Annotated in this window: 18 protein-coding genes; 8 read left to right on the top strand and 10 right to left on the bottom strand. The window is 51.4% G+C overall.

Annotated features, from left to right (window positions below):
* Position 1 precedes the first annotated feature (1 nt).
* The 6 genes from ispU to rpsB form a co-directional block, all read right to left on the bottom strand.
* Complete coding sequence (gene ispU / locus LC431_RS23890; protein WP_013574198.1) at positions 2–760, bottom strand: (2E,6E)-farnesyl-diphosphate-specific ditrans,polycis-undecaprenyl-diphosphate synthase; 759 nt, start codon at positions 758–760, stop codon at positions 2–4.
* 289 nt (positions 761–1,049) lie between these two features.
* On the bottom strand, positions 1,050–2,246 hold the full coding sequence (gene ispC / locus LC431_RS23885; RefSeq protein WP_112152492.1) for a 1-deoxy-D-xylulose-5-phosphate reductoisomerase: 1,197 nt from the start codon (positions 2,244–2,246) through the stop codon (positions 1,050–1,052).
* 158 nt (positions 2,247–2,404) lie between these two features.
* Positions 2,405–2,962 (bottom strand): ribosome recycling factor, encoded by a 558-nt coding sequence (frr, locus tag LC431_RS23880; RefSeq protein ID WP_013574196.1) that lies wholly within the window; start codon positions 2,960–2,962, stop codon positions 2,405–2,407.
* Between the two features lie 108 nt (positions 2,963–3,070).
* A complete protein-coding gene (pyrH, locus tag LC431_RS23875) occupies positions 3,071–3,802 on the bottom strand; it encodes a UMP kinase (protein WP_013574195.1) in 732 nt (243 codons plus the stop codon).
* Positions 3,803–3,962: 160 nt separating this feature from the next.
* Complete coding sequence (tsf, locus tag LC431_RS23870) at positions 3,963–4,814, bottom strand: translation elongation factor Ts (protein WP_013574194.1); 852 nt, start codon at positions 4,812–4,814, stop codon at positions 3,963–3,965.
* A gap of 147 nt (positions 4,815–4,961) precedes the next feature.
* Positions 4,962–5,687: a 30S ribosomal protein S2 gene (gene rpsB / locus LC431_RS23865; protein ID WP_013574193.1), complete on the bottom strand. Its 726-nt coding sequence runs from the start codon at positions 5,685–5,687 to the stop codon at positions 4,962–4,964.
* A 367-nt stretch (positions 5,688–6,054) separates the two neighbouring features.
* Here rpsB and map point away from each other — a divergent pair, with 367 nt between their 5' ends.
* The 4 genes from map (at position 6,055) to LC431_RS23845 (ending at position 11,052) form a co-directional block, all read left to right on the top strand.
* On the top strand, positions 6,055–6,846 hold the full coding sequence (map, locus tag LC431_RS23860) for a type I methionyl aminopeptidase (protein WP_013574192.1): 792 nt from the start codon (positions 6,055–6,057) through the stop codon (positions 6,844–6,846).
* A gap of 110 nt (positions 6,847–6,956) precedes the next feature.
* Complete coding sequence (glnD, locus tag LC431_RS23855) at positions 6,957–9,647, top strand: bifunctional uridylyltransferase/uridylyl-removing protein GlnD (protein ID WP_013574191.1); 2,691 nt, start codon at positions 6,957–6,959, stop codon at positions 9,645–9,647.
* A 46-nt stretch (positions 9,648–9,693) separates the two neighbouring features.
* Complete coding sequence (gene dapD, locus LC431_RS23850) at positions 9,694–10,518, top strand: 2,3,4,5-tetrahydropyridine-2,6-dicarboxylate N-succinyltransferase (protein WP_013574190.1); 825 nt, start codon at positions 9,694–9,696, stop codon at positions 10,516–10,518.
* Between the two features lie 144 nt (positions 10,519–10,662).
* Complete coding sequence (locus LC431_RS23845) at positions 10,663–11,052, top strand: DUF3461 family protein (RefSeq protein ID WP_013574189.1); 390 nt, start codon at positions 10,663–10,665, stop codon at positions 11,050–11,052.
* Positions 11,053–11,144: 92 nt separating this feature from the next.
* Here the strand turns inward: LC431_RS23845 and LC431_RS23840 are convergent, their stop codons facing one another.
* From LC431_RS23840 to LC431_RS23830, 3 genes are read right to left on the bottom strand one after another with little or no spacing between them, the layout of a single operon-like run.
* On the bottom strand, positions 11,145–11,594 hold the full coding sequence (locus LC431_RS23840; protein ID WP_013574188.1) for a flavodoxin: 450 nt from the start codon (positions 11,592–11,594) through the stop codon (positions 11,145–11,147).
* A 42-nt stretch (positions 11,595–11,636) separates the two neighbouring features.
* Positions 11,637–12,416, bottom strand: a complete 780-nt coding sequence (gene truC, locus LC431_RS23835; protein WP_166861385.1) for a tRNA pseudouridine(65) synthase TruC — start codon at positions 12,414–12,416, stop codon at positions 11,637–11,639.
* Between the two features lies 1 nt (position 12,417).
* Entirely contained in the window at positions 12,418–12,732 is a 315-nt protein-coding gene (locus tag LC431_RS23830) for a YqcC family protein (RefSeq protein ID WP_013574186.1), read from the bottom strand.
* A gap of 190 nt (positions 12,733–12,922) precedes the next feature.
* On the opposite strand from LC431_RS23830, the gene LC431_RS23825 reads away from it, so the two are divergent.
* Complete coding sequence (locus tag LC431_RS23825) at positions 12,923–14,161, top strand: MFS transporter (protein WP_013574185.1); 1,239 nt, start codon at positions 12,923–12,925, stop codon at positions 14,159–14,161.
* Positions 14,162–14,818: 657 nt separating this feature from the next.
* On the opposite strand, the gene syd is transcribed toward LC431_RS23825, so the two are convergent.
* Entirely contained in the window at positions 14,819–15,370 is a 552-nt protein-coding gene (gene syd / locus LC431_RS23820; RefSeq protein WP_013574184.1) for a SecY-interacting protein, read from the bottom strand.
* A 76-nt stretch (positions 15,371–15,446) separates the two neighbouring features.
* Between syd and queF the strand changes: the two genes are divergently transcribed.
* From queF to xni, 3 genes are all read left to right on the top strand, one after another.
* Positions 15,447–16,292, top strand: a complete 846-nt coding sequence (queF, locus tag LC431_RS23815) for an NADPH-dependent 7-cyano-7-deazaguanine reductase QueF (protein ID WP_112152495.1) — start codon at positions 15,447–15,449, stop codon at positions 16,290–16,292.
* 170 nt (positions 16,293–16,462) lie between these two features.
* A complete protein-coding gene (ppnN, locus tag LC431_RS23810; RefSeq protein ID WP_013574182.1) occupies positions 16,463–17,827 on the top strand; it encodes a nucleotide 5'-monophosphate nucleosidase PpnN in 1,365 nt (454 codons plus the stop codon).
* A 78-nt stretch (positions 17,828–17,905) separates the two neighbouring features.
* Complete coding sequence (xni, locus tag LC431_RS23805) at positions 17,906–18,658, top strand: flap endonuclease Xni (protein WP_013574181.1); 753 nt, start codon at positions 17,906–17,908, stop codon at positions 18,656–18,658.
* The last annotated feature ends 63 nt before the right edge of the window (positions 18,659–18,721 follow it).

Below are 18,721 nucleotides of genomic sequence, written 5' to 3'. Positions count from 1 at the left end.
CCTAGGACGCATTGGCGCCGATAGGTGTAGTCCCCCCGAAGCGGCGCTCGCGTTGTGCAAAAGCAGTCAGCGCACCTTCAAAGGTATTTTCATCAAAATCAGGCCAGAGGACATCGGTAAAGTAGAGCTCCGCGTAGGCAATTTGCCACAGCAAAAAGTTACTGATCCTATGTTCCCCACCGGTTCTGATCACCAAATCGACGGGTGCCAGTTCGCTCATACAGACCGCTGAATTCAGCAATTCTTCTGTAATCTGTTCTGCCCGCAGCGTGCCGGCTTCAACCTGACCCGCCAGAGTCTTAACGCCTTGAATAATATCCCATCGGCCACCGTAATTCGCGGCAATGTTCAGGGTAAGACCGTCGTTATTTTGAGTCATTGTTTCTGAACGACGAATGCGTTCCTGCAGACGAGCACTAAAGCGACTGACGTCGCCAATGACCCGAAGCCTGACATTATGTTTATGCAAGCTTTTGACTTCACTGTCTAATGCACGGACGAACAACTCCATCAATGCGGAGACTTCCTGGGCCGGACGATTCCAGTTTTCACTACTAAAGGCATAAAGCGTGAGTGCATCAAGGTGATGACTGGCAGCAAAACTTACCGCTTTGCGCACCGACTTCACTCCCGCTTTATGACCGAATACCCTCATTTTACCCTGACGTTTTGCCCAGCGTCCGTTACCGTCCATGATAATGGCAACATGGCGAGGTTGAGAGCAATACATATCAGACATCTGTTGATTTTCGAGGGACATAACGCGTACTCATTTCCTTTTATCAGAACACAGCGGCTTTCTGGCTGGCATAACATTCTTCTGGCTGACGACGCCACAACAGTTAGCTGGCGGCACACCTTTCTGTCGCTGGTGCGACTACACGCGCAAAAAAGCCGTGTCCCCCTTGCAGGCACGGCTTACACTGACAGATCACCGATTCCACCTTTAACACTCAGGCCCTGAAAAGCCAAATCTACTGTCAGTGTGGCGCAGACTATACCATTTCAATGTGATGCTAACAAACTGCTGCATAAGTACAAAAACAGCCTTATAGCGCAAATGTATGAAGTTTCTCACGTGCACTGGCTCTCGCCTGCGCGTCGATCTCCAACACTTCCTCAACAGAATCAGGTTCAGCGCTCACTAACTGCTCCATCACCTGACGATTCAGGCCAGCAATGTCAGTAAAACGAATCTCACCATTGAGGAACGCGGCCACCGAAATTTCATTCGCGGCATTCAGTGCCGTCGTCGCTGCCTGCCCGGTGTTGCTGGCTTCGATAGCCAATTGCAAACAAGGATAACGTGCGTAATCCGGTGCACTGAAAGTCATCGCACCCATTTTACAAAAATCCAACGCTTCGACGTCAGTTCTGACTCTGTGCGGATATGCCATGGCATGCGCAATTGGGGTACGCATATCCGGCGAGCCAAGTTGAGCCAGCACGCTGCCATCGCAATAACGCACCATGGAATGGATCACGGATTGCGGATGGATAATCACTTCCATCTCAGCAGCAGAGGCATTAAACAACCAGCGGGCTTCAATATACTCCAGCCCTTTATTCATCATGGTTGCCGAGTCGACGGAAATTTTACGCCCCATCGACCAGTTGGGATGCGCGCAAGCCTGATCAGGAGTGACATCGCGAAATTTATCCAACGGCAGTTCGCGGAACGGGCCACCGGATCCGGTTAAAATAATGCGGGAGATCCCGTGGCTTTCGAGGGAAGCATATCCCAGCTGTTTTTGAATGGATTCAGGCAAACTCTGGAAAATAGCGTTATGTTCACTGTCGATAGGCAATAGCTGAGACTGACTATGGCGGACAGCGTCCATAAAAATGCGCCCGCAGGTCACCAGCGATTCTTTGTTAGCCAGAAGCACCTGTTTACCGGCGCGGACAGCAGCGAGTGTCGGTAACAAGCCCGCAGCCCCCACGATAGCCGACATCACCTGATCCACATCATCAAGAGCGGCCAGTTCAGTCGCCGCATCGGGTCCGGAAAGCACCTCGGTACGGCTTCCCTGTTCAGCCAGAATGGCTCTCAGCGCACGGGCAGAAGATTCATCCGCCATCGAAGCATAGGCAGGGTGAAACTCAAGACACTGCTGCGCCATAACGTCAACATTGCGCCCTGCAACCAGTGCTTTAACGGAGAAATCGTCAGGGTTAGACCGGACAACGGAAAGCGTGCTGGTGCCGACAGACCCTGTCGAACCAAGAATAGTCATTTGTTTCATGAAAATGCCCGGGATAGCGCTCGTAAATTCGGAAAGTGCACAGTCTGAAACCTCTTATCTGGCTTGTCCATGAGATTGTTCGAACAGGTAAAAAATTTAAAGCCCGATAAAAGACAAAGCGCCGCAATTGCGGCGCTTTGGAAGAAATTCAAGCCGGATTAGAACTCCATTAACTCGGCTTCTTTCTCGCTCAGAGCAACGTCGATTTTCTTGATGAAAATATCAGTCAGTTTCTGAATATCGTCCTGGGAACGGCGATCTTCGTCTTCGCTGATTTCTTTATCTTTCAACAGTGCTTTGGTTTTATCGTTCGCATCGCGGCGGACGTTACGGACAGAGACACGGCCCTGCTCTGCTTCGCCACGCACCACTTTGATCAAGTCTTTACGACGTTCTTCGGTCAGCGCTGGCAATGGAACACGAATTGTCGCGCCTGCAGAAGACGGGTTCAGACCCAAATCAGAGGTCATGATCGCTTTTTCAACAGCAGCGCTGATAGAGCGGTCAAAAACAGAGATTGCCAGAGTACGGGAATCTTCCACCGTCACCTGTGCCAGCTGACGCAGAGGCGTTGCTGAACCGTAGTATTCCACCATGATGCCATCCAGGATGCCCGGAGATGCACGGCCGGTACGGATTTTGCTGATATGCGTTTTGAATGATTCAACGCATTTTTCCATGCGAATTTCAGCGTCTTTTTTGATTTCGTTAATCACGTTGTGAACCTTTGAAAGCTGATTACCTGGCAGACCATAACATCAGTATAGTCCGTGAATACTCATGCCAGCAGAGGCTGGCTGAACGTAATGTTCAATTGTGAAGGATCACTCCGCTTTAGAAATCAGCGTTCCTTCATTTTCACCCATCACCACGCGACGCAGTGCACCAGGCTTATTCATGTTGAAAACGCGAATTGGCAGATTGTGATCGCGGGCCAGCGTGAAGGCCGCCAGATCCATCACTTTCAATTCCTGTTCCAACACTTCCTGATAGGTCAGTGTTTCGTAGAGTGTCGCTTCCGGATTTTTCACCGGGTCGGCAGAATATACGCCGTCAACTTTGGTCGCTTTTAATACCACATCAGCTTCGATTTCGATCCCGCGCAGACACGCTGCTGAGTCAGTGGTAAAGAAAGGATTGCCGGTACCGGCGGAGAAAATCACCACACGGTTATGACGCAGCAAGCTGATGGCTTCTGCCCAGCTGTAATTATCACAAACACCGTTCAAAGGGATTGCAGACATCAGGCGTGCGTTAACATAGGCGCGGTGTAATGCATCACGCATTGCCAGGCCATTCATGACAGTCGCCAGCATACCCATATGGTCGCCTACAACACGATTCATGCCCGCCTGTGCCAGACCCGCGCCACGGAACAAGTTACCGCCGCCGATCACAACACCTACCTGAATGCCGAGTTCGACCAGCTCTTTTACTTCCTGAGCCATGCGATCTAATACACTCGCGTCGATACCAAAACCTTCACTACCCTGCAGGGCTTCGCCACTGAGTTTGAGCAGGATACGTTGATAAACGGGTTTCGCATTGGTAGCCATGGTGTCTGTCCTAGAAGCAATGTGTCTTAATGGATAGTCAGTCTTTACATCATAGCGCTGTCTGAATGACATTCACGCACAATGTAATAGGAATTTGGGGCTGGATAAAACGGAACCGCCCTTTCGCAGCGGTTCCATTTTAGGGTGTATCAGATACTGATTAAGACTGTTTAGTCATTGCTGCAACTTCAGCAGCAAAGTCAGTCTCAACTTTCTCGATACCTTCGCCCACTTCGAAGCGGATGAAGTTAGTCACGTCAGCGCTATGTTCTTTCAGAACCTGACCCACAGTTTTGCTTGGGTCGATAACGAAAGGCTGACCAGTCAGAGAAACTTCGCCGGTGAATTTCTTCATGCGGCCTTCAACCATTTTCTCTGCAATCTCTTTTGGCTTGCCAGACTGCATCGCGATGTCCAGCTGAACCTGGTACTCTTTTTCTACCACTTCGGCAGACACATCTTCAGGCTTAACGAATTCTGGTTTGCTTGCTGCAACGTGCATAGCAATTTGCTTAACCAGTTCTTCATCAGCGCCTTTAGCAGCAATCAGAACGCCGATACGAGCGCCGTGCAGGTAGCTGCCCAACACGTCGCCTTCAAGGATTTGAACGCGGCGAATGTTGATGTTCTCACCGATTTTAGCAACCAGCTGAATACGTTCTTCTTCGAACTGAGCTTTCAGGACTTCAACGTCAGTCACTTTGCCTGCAACAGCAGCGTCCAGTACTTTGTCAGCGAAAGCCTGGAAACCAGCATCTTTAGCCACGAAGTCAGTCTGGCAGTTAACTTCCAGAATCACGCCGAAGTTACCTTCGATTTTGGTTTTGATCACGCCGTCAGCAGCTACGTTGCCTGCTTTTTTCGCCGCTTTGATCGCGCCAGATTTACGCATGTTTTCAATTGCCAGCTCGATGTCGCCGTTAGCTTCAACCAGAGCTTTCTTACAATCCATCATGCCAGCGCCAGTACGTTCGCGCAGTTCTTTTACCAGGGCAGCGGTAATATCAGCCATTGTATTTTCCTCGATTATCTCAGTGCAAAAAGGGTTTTTGCGGTGAGATATTTCTCGCATTTAAGATAAGCAAAGGGGGCCAATAAAGGCCCCCTAACCAACATATTTCAATACCTGGTTAATAAGGGCTCTGCTGAGCTTGCCTTATTATTCAGCTTCTACGAAGCTTTCTTCTGCCTGAACAGCCAGATCTTGCGAACGGCCTTCACGAACAGTGGCAGCAACAGCGCTCAGGTACAGATTTACTGCACGGATTGCGTCATCGTTACCTGGGATAACAAAGTCAACGCCATCCGGATCGGAGTTGGTATCAACAATGGAGAATACCGGGATACCCAGGTTGTTAGCTTCTTTGATTGCAATGTGTTCGTGATCAGCATCGATAACGAACAGAGCATCAGGAAGACCACCCATATCCTTGATACCACCCAGGCTGTTTTCCAGCTTAGCCAGTTCACGAGTACGCATCAGCGCCTCTTTCTTGGTCAGCTTCTCGAAGGTGCCGTCCTGAGACTGAATTTCCAGATCTTTCAAACGTTTGATGGACTGACGAACTGTTTTCCAGTTAGTCAGCATGCCGCCCAACCAGCGATGGTTCACGAAGAACTGGTCGCAGTTGTGTGCAGCTTCTTTTACCGCTTCGCTTGCTGCGCGTTTAGTACCAACGAACAGGATCTTACCTTTACGGGAGGAGATCTTCTGCAACTCAGCCAGAGCTTCGTTGAACATTGGAACAGTTTTCTCAAGGTTGATGATGTGAACCTTGTTACGAGCGCCGAAGATGAATGGCTTCATTTTCGGGTTCCAGTAACGGGTTTGGTGACCGAAGTGAACACCGGCCTTGAGCATGTCGCGCATGGAAACAGTTGCCATGATAAAACCTCTATTAAGTAGTTGGGGTTATGCCTCCACGTATCCCATACAACCGACCCTGCAGAACGAATTCCCAAGGCACCCCGGCGTATGTGTCGATACGTGTGTGTTATTACTTACGTTAATAAGTACACAATGAGTGATTTTGGCTTTAATCCCTCAGAGTCGTAAGACCCAGAGCGGATTGCCGGCGCGCTTTATACCATAAATAACGGCCCGGCAGCAACTTTTGTTCACCGGATTGCTTCCCGGGAAATGATAGTTTGGCAGCAAATATCAGGGCTGATACCATAAGCCACAGCTAATTATTGACGACATCGGTGTAGAAATAAAGCACACCTGATGCACAGAACCCGCAGGACAACACATGGCTATTTCAATCAAAACCCCTGAAGACATCGAAAAAATGCGCGTTGCTGGCCGTCTGGCCGCGGAAGTGCTGGAAATCATTGAGCCTTTCGTTAAACCGGGCGTCAGCACCGGCGAGCTGGATCGCATTTGTGCCGATCACATCGTGAACAAGCAACAGGCGGTTTCTGCCTGCCTGGATTACCACGGCTTCCCGAAATCTGTCTGTATTTCCGTTAACGAAGTGGTGTGCCACGGTATTCCGAGCGAAGACAAAATTTTGAAAGATGGCGACATCGTCAACATTGATGTCACGGTCATTAAGGATGGTTTCCATGGTGACACCTCCAAAATGTTCATCGCGGGTAAACCGACGATTCTGGGTGAGCGTCTTTGCCGTATCACGCAGGAAAGCCTGTATATCGCACTGCGCCTGATCAAGCCAGGTATCCGCCTGCGCACGTTGGGTAAAGAGATCCAGAAGTTCGTTGAAGCCGAGAAATTCTCTGTGGTACGCGAATATTGCGGTCACGGCATCGGTGAGGGTTTCCACGAGGAGCCTCAGGTACTGCATTACGATGCGGATGACGGCGGTGTTGTGCTTCAGGCGGGTATGGCGTTTACCGTTGAACCGATGGTCAACGCAGGCGATTACCGTATCCGCACCATGAAAGACGGCTGGACAGTAAAAACTAAAGATCGCAGCTTGTCGGCTCAGTACGAGCATACTATTGTGGTGACAGATAACGGTTGTGAAATTATGACGCTGCGTAAGGATGACACCATTCCGGCTATCCTGACGCACGACTAAACAGTCACCCGCTCTGCGGAGAGGGTATAAATCTGTGAATCAAGCCGGCGAAAGCCGGTTTTTTTTATCTTTCACGTTTATTGGTCTCTCACGTGTAGGGCTGCGCACCCATGATTGAAAACTTCCCGGCTGAAAAGAGCGTACTACTGCAAACCACGCAGGATCTCGCCCGTACTTTTCCGCTACAACCGGCCTCCCCTTCTGTCTATCCGGACGACGATTTAAACCGTCAGAGCCTGAAACAGCATATGGAACAGTTTCAGGCATGGCTGGCGGATGCCTTCAATGCCGGGCAACAGGCTGAAGAACTGGTAGACGCACGGACGCATTACATCGATCAGCTGTTACAGCGTTTGTGGACCTTCTACGGCTTCGACAATATTCCGGAAACTGCGATGGTGGCCGTAGGCGGCTACGGGCGCGGCGAATTGCATCCTTTATCGGATATCGATGTTCTGGTGCTCAGCCAGAAACGGCTTAACGATGAACAGGCATTGCGCATCGGTGAACTGATTACCTTGCTGTGGGACGTTAAGCTGGAAGTCGGACACAGCGTGCGTACGCTGGAAGAATGTCTGCTGGAAGGGTTGGCTGATTTAACCGTAGCCACCAACCTGATCGAATCCCGCCTGATCTGCGGCGATGTCGCGCTGTTTCTCAGTATGCAGAAACACATTTTCAGCGACGGATTCTGGCCTTCGCCAAACTTCTTCCGCGCCAAAATTGATGAACAAAATGAACGCCATCTGCGTTATCACGGCACCAGTTATAACCTTGAGCCAGATATCAAAAGCAGCCCTGGCGGCCTGCGCGACATTCACACCATTTTATGGGTAGCCCGTCGTCATTTTGGCGCCACATCGCTGGACGAAATGGTGGCCTTTGGTTTTCTGACCAAAGCTGAGCGCAACGAACTGCTGGAATGTCAGAGTTTCCTGTGGCGAATCCGTTTTGCCCTGCATTTGCTGCTGCCCCGCTACGACAACCGTCTGCTGTTCGACCGCCAGCAAAGTGTGGCGCAATTGCTGCAATATCAGGGCGAAGGCAATCAGCCCGTCGAACGCATGATGAAAGATTTCTACCGCATGACCCGCCGGGTCGGCGAGCTGAATCAGATGTTATTGCAGTTGTTCGATGAAGCGATTCTGGCCATCGGCCCGAATGAAAAACCACGGCCGCTCGATGAAGATTTCCAACTGCGTGGCGATCTGATTGATCTGCGGGACAGCACGCTCTTTGACCGCCGTCCGGAAACTATCATCAGCATGTTCCACCTGATGGTGCGCCATCGCGAAATCAAAGGGATTTACTCCACCACCGTCCGCCTGCTGCGCCATGCCCGTCGACATCTCAAAGAGCCGCTATGCATGATCCCGCAGGCGCGCGAAATGTTTATGTCGATCCTGCGCCATCCGGGCGCCGTGTCACGCGCGCTGGTGCCTATGCACCGCCACAGCGTGCTGTGGGCATATATGCCGCAATGGGGGCAGATCGTCGGGCAGATGCAATTCGACTTGTTCCACGCGTACACAGTCGATGAACATACCATTCGCGTGCTGCAAAAACTTGAAAGCTTTGCTCACGAAGAAACCCGGCCGAAACATCCACTCTGTGTGGAGCTGTATCCGCGGCTGCCACAGCCTGAACTGTTGCTGATGGCCGCCCTGTTCCACGATATTGCCAAAGGCCGCGGTGGTGATCACTCGATTCTCGGCGCGCAGGATGTGCTGGAATTTGCCGAACTGCACGGGCTGAATTCCCGTGAAACCCAGTTGGTCTCGTGGCTGGTTCGCTGTCACTTGCTGATGTCAGTGACGGCACAGCGCCGCGATATTCAGGATCCTAATGAAATCCAGCAGTTCGCCGCAGAAATGCAGACCGAAGTTCGCCTGCGCTATCTGGTCAGCCTGACCGTGGCGGATATCTGTGCTACCAACGAAACCCTGTGGAACAGCTGGAAACAAAGCCTGATACGCGAACTGTATTTTGCCACCGAAAAGCAATTGCGCCGCGGCATGCAAAACACGCCGGATCTTCGCGAGCGCGTGCGTCATCACCGCCTTCAGGCGCTGGCATTGCTGCGTATGGATAATATTGATGAAGAAGCGCTGCACCGTATCTGGAGCCGCTGCCGGGCGGATTATTTCCTGCGCCATTCACCCAATCAACTGGCATGGCACGCAAGACACCTGCTGGAACATGACTCCACCAAACCGCTGGTGCTGGTCAGCCGTCAGGCAACGCGCGGCGGGACCGAGATATTTATCTGGAGCCCTGACCGACCGTATCTGTTTGCCACCGTCGCCGGTGAGCTGGACAGGCGTAACCTGAGCATTCATGACGCGCAGATTTTCACCAATCGCGACGGCATGGCGATGGATACTTTCATTGTACTGGAACCGGACGGCAGCCCGCTGGCACAAGACCGGCATGAAGCCATTCGTTACGCGCTGGAACAGTCGATGACGCAGGCTTATCAGCCGCCGCGTGCGCGACGTCCTTCGCCGAAACTGCGTCATTTCAGCGTGCAGACCGAAGTCAGTTTCCTGCCGACGCATACCGACCGCCGGACGTATATGGAACTGGTGTCGCTGGATCAACCCGGCCTGCTGGCACGCGTCGGGGAAGTCTTCTCTGATCTCGGCCTGTCGCTGCACGGTGCGCGCATCTCGACCATCGGCGAACGCGTAGAGGACTTATTTATTCTGGCAAATGGCGAGCGTCGTGCGCTGGATAAGCAAACTCGCCAGGAAATCACACGCCGGTTAACTGAGGCACTCAACCCTGGCGATAAAATGTGATACAAGTACCACTATCTTTTAAAACCAATTCAGGAAAGAGAACAGGATGCAGCAACTACAAACCGTTATTGAACAAGCCTTCGAGCGCCGTGCAGACATTACTCCGGCTAACGTTGACAGCGTAACGCGCGACGCTATCACTGAAGTTATCAGCAAAATCGACAGCGGCGAATTGCGCGTTGCTGAGAAGATTGATGGCGAATGGGTGACGCATCAGTGGCTGAAGAAAGCGGTACTGCTCTCGTTCAGAATCAATGACAACCAGGTGATGGAAGGCGGTGAGAGCCGTTACTTCGATAAAGTGCCCATGAAATTCGCTGACTACGATGAAGCGCGTTTCCAGCGTGAAGGTTTCCGCGTGGTGCCACCTGCTGCCGTGCGTAAAGGCGCATTCATTGCACGCAACACCGTGCTGATGCCTTCTTATGTCAACATCGGCGCTTACGTTGATGAAGGCACCATGGTTGATACCTGGGCGACTGTCGGTTCTTGTGCGCAGATCGGTAAAAACGTTCATCTGTCCGGTGGCGTAGGTATCGGCGGCGTTCTGGAGCCACTTCAGGCGAACCCGACTATCATCGAAGACAATTGCTTCATCGGCGCGCGTTCAGAAATCGTTGAAGGCGTGATCGTGGAAGAAGGCTCGGTGATTTCCATGGGTGTTTACATCGGCCAGAGCACCAAAATCTATGACCGTGAAACTGGTGAAGTGCATTACGGCCGCGTACCAGCGGGCTCCGTAGTGGTTTCCGGCAACCTGCCTTCTAAAGACGGTAAATACAGCCTGTACTGCGCTGTCATCGTCAAGAAAGTAGATGCGAAAACTCTGGGCAAAACCGGCCTGAATGAGTTATTGCGCACAATCGACTAAACTTAAAAATAGCGGGTATTGTTTTAAAAAATAACCCGCTATTTTTTTATCTTCTAAACGGCAAACTGTGCAATTAATCAATGATTAAAGCCGCCGTTCAGTTCATCATGACACTCTGATTTTCTCCTAAACGAAGGTGGCGCTATGTATGACAATCTGAAAAGCCTGGGCATTAATAATCCCGACGATATTGATCGTTACAGCCTGCGTCAGGAGGCCAATAACGATATTCTGAAGATCTATTTCCGCAGAGATAAAGGCGAGTTTTTTGCTAAAAGCGTGAAGTTTAAATACCCGCGCCAGCGTAAAACCATCGTTGCCGATAATGCCGGTCAGGGTTATAAAGAAATTCATGAGATCAGCCCAAATCTGCGCTATGTGATTGATGAGCTGGATCAAATCTGTCAGCGTGATCAGGTAGAAGTGGATCTGAAACGTAAAATTCTGGATGACTTACGCCATCTTGAATCTGTCGTGGCGAATAAAATTTCTGAGATTGAATCTGATCTGGAAAAACTCACCAACGGCCGCTGATAAATTCCGGTCAGAAGATGTGAATACAAAAAAGGTCAGGCGTTTGCCTGACCTTTTTATTTCTTGCGCGCAGAACGGCAAAGGGTGTGACGTTATTTAAGCAACTGTCCCCATTTTTCCACCCACGGAATCGCAACGGTTTCCGGTTCGGCAGTTTCCATGGCGTCAATTTCCAGCATTTCGCCAATGCGCGATGCGCCTTGTTCCTGCAATAAATCATCCAGCTTATGGCCGCCGCCACAGAAATGATCGTAGCTGATATCACCCAGCGCAATCATGCCGTAACGCAACTCCGGCTGATAGCCCACGGTGTCACGGATGGCGACATACAAAGGCGCTATGCTGTCCGGCAAATCCCCCTGACCGGTAGTCGACGTCACAATCAGCACAAAGTGATGACGGTAATATTGCCAGGCTTCAAGCGTGCCTTCTTCAAACAGTTTCACGTCATGACCCTGGCCTTTCAGCACGGTTTCCGCTTCCTCTGCCACCAGTAACGCATTGCCGTATACCGTACCGACAAAAATTCCGACTTCTGCCATGGGTTTCACTCCTGTGTGATGCCAATATTTCAATCAAAGGGACTAAATTTGTGCACTATCCTGACGGCAAGTTTCTGCAAACTCAACCCTTTCAAGCTCAGGGATTTTTCCCTGCCAGCCAAACTGTGTCACCACATTTTGCCAGCGATGATCCCAGCGCGCCTGAATCGACAACGGCTCACCCGTAACCGGATGAGGCAATTGCATATGACTGGCGTGCAGCATCAGCCCGGAACAGCCGAAATGCTGCGTCATACCCCGGTTTTGCTTTAAATCACCGTGCGCGCTGTCTCCGATTATCGGGTGACGCAGATGCGACATATGCCTGCGCAGCTGATGTTTACGACCGGTTTCTGGTTTCAGTTCAACCAGGCTATAACGGGCCGTATCATAACGACCAACAGCCACGGGCATCTCGACCTGAGCCACCACGCGATAATGCGTGACCGCAGGCTGTGGCGCTTTATCCGGACTGGCAAACTTATCGGCGATTTTATCAAGCTCTTCCGTCAGCGCGTAATCGAGGGTACCGTCTTGCGGCACATACCCGCGAACCACGGCATGATACACCTTGCTCATCTGGTTATTTTCAAACTGCTGCGACAGCAAACGCGCCACTTCGCTGGACAGCGCCAGCAGCAAAACGCCCGACGTCGGCTTATCCAGCCGGTGAACCGTAAACACATGCTGACCAATCTGATCACGCAATGTTTGCATCACAAACACCGTTTCATGGCGGTCCAGCCAGCTGCGGTGAACCAGCATACCCGCAGGTTTATTTACTGCGATCAGATGTTCGTCCTGATACAAAATTTCCAGCATGTCAGTCTTCTATGTTCAGCAAATCGTCGAGGCGTTGCAGCTGAGTCAGCAAACGGAGTGCTTCAGGCATCGCCACTTCAAAATAGGGGGTGATAGCAAAACGGGTTGGCATTGGTGCCTGGGCCTCCAGCAACGCGTACATACGGGGAACCAGCACCCATTGGAGCCATTGTTCAGCAGACAGGGTATCCACTGAAAACGGCTCTTTGCTTTCAAAGGCTTCCGCTTCCGGCGGCGTGGCGTGCCACAATTTTTCATCACGCATGACCTGCTCGATATCTTCTAAAATCTGGCGAACCTGGTTTTCTATATTCATCAATGACTCTCTTCGTTCATGGCCCCGGGCAGCCTCCGCCGGGGGGCGCAAAGCATAACATTGAAGGACTGATGCCCCAACTCTCTGCATCCTATCCAATTTATCTATCCAACCATAAGTTTTTCGTGGTAGCGATAAACGCCCGATACGGGCAAACTACCGCCACTTTTTTCTTTACAGATCTGTCCACATGTCCGCACAACACATTCAAAAAGCACACGCAACACCGGCAAAAGCCATGCTGGCCTCCGTCACCGGCTACGCCATGGACGGATTTGATTTATTGATCCTCGGTTTCATGCTCCCGGCTATTACCAGCGAATTTGGTTTGTCTTCCTCACAAAGTGGTTCGCTGGTGACCTGGACCCTGATTGGTGCCGTACTGGGCGGCGTCATTTTCGGACCTATCAGCGATCGTTTCGGCCGCATCCGGGTACTGACCTTCACCATTCTGATGTTCTCCCTCTTCACCGGTTTATGCGCTTTCGCACAAGGGTACTGGGATTTACTGATCTATCGCACTCTGGCTGGTGTCGGCCTGGGCGGTGAATTTGGTATCGGCATGGCGCTGATTGCAGAAGCGTGGCCAGCGGAAAAACGTAACCGCGCCTCGGCCTATGTCGGCATGGGCTGGCAGCTCGGCGTGCTAATGGCCGCCTTCCTGACACCGATGCTGTTGGGCATTATCGGCTGGCGCGGCATGTTCCTGGTCGGACTGTTACCGGCGCTGGCCTCTTTCCTTATCCGCCGCACAATGGGCGAACCGGAAGCCTTCGTAAAACACACTGCCAGCAATAATGATGGCTCACTGTTTAGCCGCATTAAGTTACTGTTCCGCGATAAAGTCACGACCAAAGCCAGTATCGGCATTCTGATCCTGTGCTCTGTTCAGAACTTTGGTTATTACGGGCTGATGATCTGGATGCCGAGTTATCTGTCGAAAAACTTTGGCTTCTCACTGACCAAATCTGGCCTGTGGACCGCCGTGACGGTTGTCGGTATGACCTTCGGCATCTGGCTGTTCGGCATGTTGTCGGATCGTTTCCCGCGCTGGAAAATCTTCCTGATTTATCAGATTGGCGCTGTCGTGATGGTGGTGTGTTACGCGCAGTTGTCTGACCCGACGCTGATGTTGTTCGCAGGCGCGCTGATGGGGATGTTCGTGAATGGCATGATTGGCGGTTACGGCGGCCTGATTTCCGATCTCTATCCGGTACGTGTCCGGGCGACGGCCCAGAATCTGTTATTTAATCTCGGACGTGGCGTCGGTGGTTTTGGCCCGCTGGTGATTGGAATGCTGGTGGCACAGGTGTCATTTACCGCAGCAATTACCTTGCTGGCCGCGATTTATCTGCTGGATATTTTTGCCACTTTATTCCTGTTGCCGAAAAAGCAGGGGCAGGATGATGTCTTGGGGGCGATCGGCTGAGGAATGGCTGGCGCTTTGGGCTGGAAGGAAGATTTTACAGAAGTAATTTTTATAGACATAAAAGTTGGGGGCACTGTTTTCACAGTGCCCCCGGTTCGTTTTATAGCAATCCAGCTACCTGAGTGCTCCCTGCTCAATCCCTGAAAACTTTTCCTGCGGTTATCCTAACCGGCTGTCCTTTGCATCGTCCAACTTTCATCCTGACGGTCTGTCCTAAGTCATCCTGACTGATGTCCCTTGGTCATCTGTGACCCGCTCAGCTTCCTTTGTGAGCTCTCTTCTCCGTCCTGGAGGTGTCCCTGGTTTCGTCCTGAAACATCCTGGCATAATCCGATGCCGTCCTGACTCTTCCTGAGCCGTCCCCTTTTTTATGAATCAGCCATCATCCTGATGTTCTGCTTCATGCTTCCTTAGTGCCTGACTAGAATCGTTGATTTCGGCCTTGGGAGCAAGGCAGGCTGTAAGCCAACCTCAGCGGGCGTAAGCCGTCTCACAACCAATAAATCAACCAACTAATTGATTTAATTTATGAAAATTATTTTAACCAGGAAGTAATTAAGTCAAATTAGCGAGATCTCTTACAGCCTTTGTGAGAGATCTCTCACACGCTTGTGAGCCATTTGTGCTCTGCGGGATGGGTCGTTCAGATGATGTTGCTCAGGCGGGACAAACAGCGGTCAGCATTGTAAGGAATTCTGATAACGATGGCGAGAGTATAGTTCGTTTTTTACTGCCGAACTGTTCCAGCACGACATTACCGGTCACATTGCATAACGAAACCAGATCCAGCTCGGAATCTGTGGTCGCCAGAAAAAGGGTAGGTGTCAGCTTCAGCCTCTTTTGCGTGACCAGATGCCCGATCAGATTTTCCTGCAAACGGGTGAAATCTTCCTGGCTCCAGACCTGCAACAACGTCAGCGGATTTCCCTGCCAGCTGGCGGTCATGTCCCCTGCATACTGTGTCGTGTAAAACTCATGCGCCTCAGGACGCAACTGTAATTCCAGCGCCCGTTCTACATTTTGCAAGGTCGCATCAGGGGTAAACGTCTGTGTTAGCCAGAAGACCTTGTCTTCATCTGTTTTGACCACGCACGGCGAATCCACACCAAAAAGGGCTTCACTGGCGGGCGGCATGCCGGTTTCCTGTTGCCAGAGATCGACATAACGTTGAGTAAATTCACGCAATGCTACAGAAACTTCAGACTCCATAATTCTCTCATCTTCCGGTAAGGCTGGGGTAAACTAGGGATTATTCTCTATTGTACCTATTTCGTAAGGTGACAGCATGTCCTCATATCAGGATAACCCCGCCCTGGCGCAACTGACGCTGGGTAAAAGTACGGCTTATGTCGATCAATACGACGCGTCTTTATTGCAGGCCGTTCCGCGCAGCATGAACCGTGAACCGCTGGGTTTATATCCGGACAACTTACCGTTTCATGGCGCAGATATCTGGACGCTGTATGAACTGTCGTGGCTCAATGCCAAAGGCCTGCCGCAGGTTGCCGTGGGTGAAATCAGTCTGAATGCCAACAGCCAGAATCTGATCGAATCCAAAAGCTTCAAGCTCTATCTGAACAGCTTCAACCAGACCGTTTTCGCGGACTGGCAGGCGGTCAAGGAAACATTAACCCGTGATTTAAGCGCCTGCGCGCAAGGCGAAGTCACGGTGAGCGTCAGCCGTCTGTCTGAGATTGAAGGTTCAGCGGTTGGGCATTTTGACGGTGTTTGCATCGATGAGCAGGATATTGAGATCGACAGTTACGAGTTCAGCACGGATTATCTGGCCAATGCTAAAGGTGCTGAGATCGTTGAAGAGTCGCTGGTCAGTCATCTGCTGAAATCCAACTGCCTGATCACCCATCAGCCAGACTGGGGTTCCGTTCAGGTCCAATATCGCGGCCCGAAAATCGACCATGAAGCGCTGCTGCGTTACCTGGTTTCTTTCCGCCATCACAATGAATTCCACGAACAATGCGTTGAACGCATCTTTAATGATTTGCTGCGTTTCTGCCAGCCGGAAAAGCTTGCCGTTTATGCGCGCTATACACGCCGCGGTGGTCTGGACATCAATCCATGGAGATCCAACTTCCCGTTTGAACCTGCAACCGCGCGACTTGTCAGACAATAATGCGAGACGTTGCTCAAGAACTGAGCTAACGCTCTGTCAGCATTGGTAAAAGCCTGATGACGGGGTTACTGTTAAATCGCGTACGGCGCAAAAAATATGATCCGAAAAATCATGCGCCGCAATCAGGTAGCAGAAAGAATCACTGCACCCGTTGGTGTCAAGGAGCAACTTTGATTACACATATCAGCCCGTTAGGCTCAATGGATTTGTTGTCGCAGCTGGAAGTCGACATGCTCAAACGTACTGCGAGCAGCGACCTCTATCGTCTTTTCCGAAATTGTTCACTGGCCGTGCTTAACAGCGGCAGCCAGACTGACAGCAGTAAAGAGCTTCTCGACCGTTACGAAAGCTTTGATATCAATGTGCTGCGCAGAGAGCGTGGCGTGAAACTGGAACTGGTAAACCCACCGGAAGACGCATTTGTGGATGGCCGGATTATCCGCTCATTACAGGCCAACCTGTTTGCTGTACTGCGCGATATTCTGTTCGTGAGCGGGCAAATTGACAACGCCGGTCGTTTTCAGCACCTGAATACCAAAAACTCAGCGCATCTGACCAATCTGGTGTTCTCTATCTTACGCAATGCCCGCGCCCTGCATCTGGATGAAGATCCGAACATGGTGGTTTGCTGGGGCGGACATTCAATTAATGAAATTGAATATCAGTATGCCCGTAACGTCGGCAGTCAGCTGGGTCTGCGTGAACTGAACATTTGTACCGGCTGTGGCCCGGGCGCAATGGAAGCCCCGATGAAAGGCGCCGCCGTCGGCCACGCGCAACAGCGCTACAAAGCCGGCCGCTTTATCGGCATGACAGAACCGTCGATTATTGCTGCTGAGCCGCCTAATCCACTGGTCAACGAACTGATCATCATGCCGGATATCGAAAAACGGCTTGAGGCGTTCGTGCGCATTGCGCACGGGATCATTATCTTCCCTGGCGGTGTAGGTACCGCAGAAGAATTACTGTATCTGCTGGGCATTCTGATGGATCCGGAAAACAGCGATCAGGTTTTACCGCTGATCCTCACCGGCCCGAAAGAAAGCGCGGATTACTTCCACGTTCTTGATGCCTTCATTAAAGAAACGCTGGGTGAAGAAGCCTGTAAGTTCTACACCATCATCATCGACGATCCGACAGAAGTCGCCCGTCAGATGAAACGCGCCATGCCGCTGGTGAAAGAAAACCGTCGTAACAGCGGAGATGCCTACAGTTTCAACTGGTCGATTCGCATTGCGCCCGATTTGCAGCACCCGTTCGAACCGAATCATGAAAACATGGCGAACCTGAATCTTTATCCTAACCAGCCACCGCAGGAACTGGCCGCCGCACTGCGCCGCGCCTTCTCCGGTATTGTGGCCGGTAACGTGAAAGAATTTGGGATCCACGCCATCGAAAAACATGGTCGCTTCAAGCTGCACGGCGATCCGGCTTTAATGAAAAAAATGGACAGCCTGCTGCAAGGTTTCGTCGCCCAGCACCGTATGAAATTGCCGGGCAGCGCATATATTCCTTGCTATGAGATTTGTGCCTGACCGACCGATCACACGGCAAGTCACACTTCTAAAGCAGATCTAAGGGCGACGCGAGTCGCCTTTATTATGGAGATTAACATGGCAATACATCTGCTGATTATTGATGCCCTGAACCTGATCCGCCGTATCCATGCGGTTCAGGGTTCGCCTTGTCTGATTACCTGCCAGAACGCCATAGGTCAGCTGATTCAGCATACTCAGCCCACACATGCCGTTGCCGTATTTGACGAAGATGACCGGGCAGACAGTTGGCGTCATCAGTGTCTGCCCGACTACAAAGCCGGGCGCTCACCAATGCCAGATAATCTGGTTGCGGAAATGCCCAGCCTGAAAGCCGGTTTTGAAGGGCTAGGCATTGCCTGCTGGCATTCTGCCGGTAATGAAGCGGACGACCTGGCGGCAACACTGGCCGCGAAAGTGTCATCCGGCGGCCATCAGGTCACCATCGTTTCAACCGATAAAGGGTACTGTCAGTTACTGGCACCCAATATTCAGATCCGCGATTACTTCCAGAAACGCTGGCTGGATATGCCGTTTGTTCAGGAAACGTTTGGCGTATTGCCACAGCAACTCACCGATTACTGGGGTCTGGCCGGGATCAGCAGCAGTAAAATCCCGGGAGTGCCGGGAATAGGCCCGAAGACAGCGGTCACGTTACTGACACAGACCGGATCGCTGGATGAGCTTTACGACAATCTGGAAGGCGTGCCGGAAAAATGGCGTAAAAAACTCGAAGAGCACCGTGAACTGGCGTATGCCTGCAAACGTGTATCAACGCTGCAAACCGACGTCGCGCTGGATGGCAATTTGCAGCAACTGCGTTTGCCATAAAAAAGCACTTCTCAAACGCAAGTGCTCAGGAAGGATACTCTGAATAATTTGAATTGCAGGCAG

Source organism: Rahnella sp. GSA61A (assembly GCF_019969905.1).
Lineage (GTDB): Bacteria > Pseudomonadota > Gammaproteobacteria > Enterobacterales > Enterobacteriaceae > Rahnella > Rahnella aceris.
Note: the sequence above shows the minus strand (reverse complement) of the source record. Positions and strands in the feature narration are given on the sequence as shown.

Bases quoted from the DNA above. Each gene is read 5' to 3' on its own strand.
- ispU (WP_013574198.1), bottom strand. From the start codon at position 760: ATGTCCCTCGAAAATCAACAGATGTCTGATATGTATTGCTCTCAACCT.
- ispC (WP_112152492.1), bottom strand. From the start codon at position 2,246: ATGAAACAAATGACTATTCTTGGTTCGACAGGGTCTGTCGGCACCAGC.
- pyrH (WP_013574195.1), bottom strand. From the start codon at position 3,802: ATGGCTACCAATGCGAAACCCGTTTATCAACGTATCCTGCTCAAACTC.
- tsf (WP_013574194.1), bottom strand. From the start codon at position 4,814: ATGGCTGATATTACCGCTGCCCTGGTAAAAGAACTGCGCGAACGTACT.
- rpsB (WP_013574193.1), bottom strand. From the start codon at position 5,687: ATGGCAACTGTTTCCATGCGCGACATGCTCAAGGCCGGTGTTCACTTC.
- map (WP_013574192.1), top strand. From the start codon at position 6,055: ATGGCTATTTCAATCAAAACCCCTGAAGACATCGAAAAAATGCGCGTT.
- glnD (WP_013574191.1), top strand. From the start codon at position 6,957: ATGATTGAAAACTTCCCGGCTGAAAAGAGCGTACTACTGCAAACCACG.
- dapD (WP_013574190.1), top strand. From the start codon at position 9,694: ATGCAGCAACTACAAACCGTTATTGAACAAGCCTTCGAGCGCCGTGCA.
- LC431_RS23845 (WP_013574189.1), top strand. From the start codon at position 10,663: ATGTATGACAATCTGAAAAGCCTGGGCATTAATAATCCCGACGATATT.
- LC431_RS23840 (WP_013574188.1), bottom strand. From the start codon at position 11,594: ATGGCAGAAGTCGGAATTTTTGTCGGTACGGTATACGGCAATGCGTTA.
- truC (WP_166861385.1), bottom strand. From the start codon at position 12,416: ATGCTGGAAATTTTGTATCAGGACGAACATCTGATCGCAGTAAATAAA.
- LC431_RS23830 (WP_013574186.1), bottom strand. From the start codon at position 12,732: ATGAATATAGAAAACCAGGTTCGCCAGATTTTAGAAGATATCGAGCAG.
- LC431_RS23825 (WP_013574185.1), top strand. From the start codon at position 12,923: ATGTCCGCACAACACATTCAAAAAGCACACGCAACACCGGCAAAAGCC.
- syd (WP_013574184.1), bottom strand. From the start codon at position 15,370: ATGGAGTCTGAAGTTTCTGTAGCATTGCGTGAATTTACTCAACGTTAT.
- queF (WP_112152495.1), top strand. From the start codon at position 15,447: ATGTCCTCATATCAGGATAACCCCGCCCTGGCGCAACTGACGCTGGGT.
- xni (WP_013574181.1), top strand. From the start codon at position 17,906: ATGGCAATACATCTGCTGATTATTGATGCCCTGAACCTGATCCGCCGT.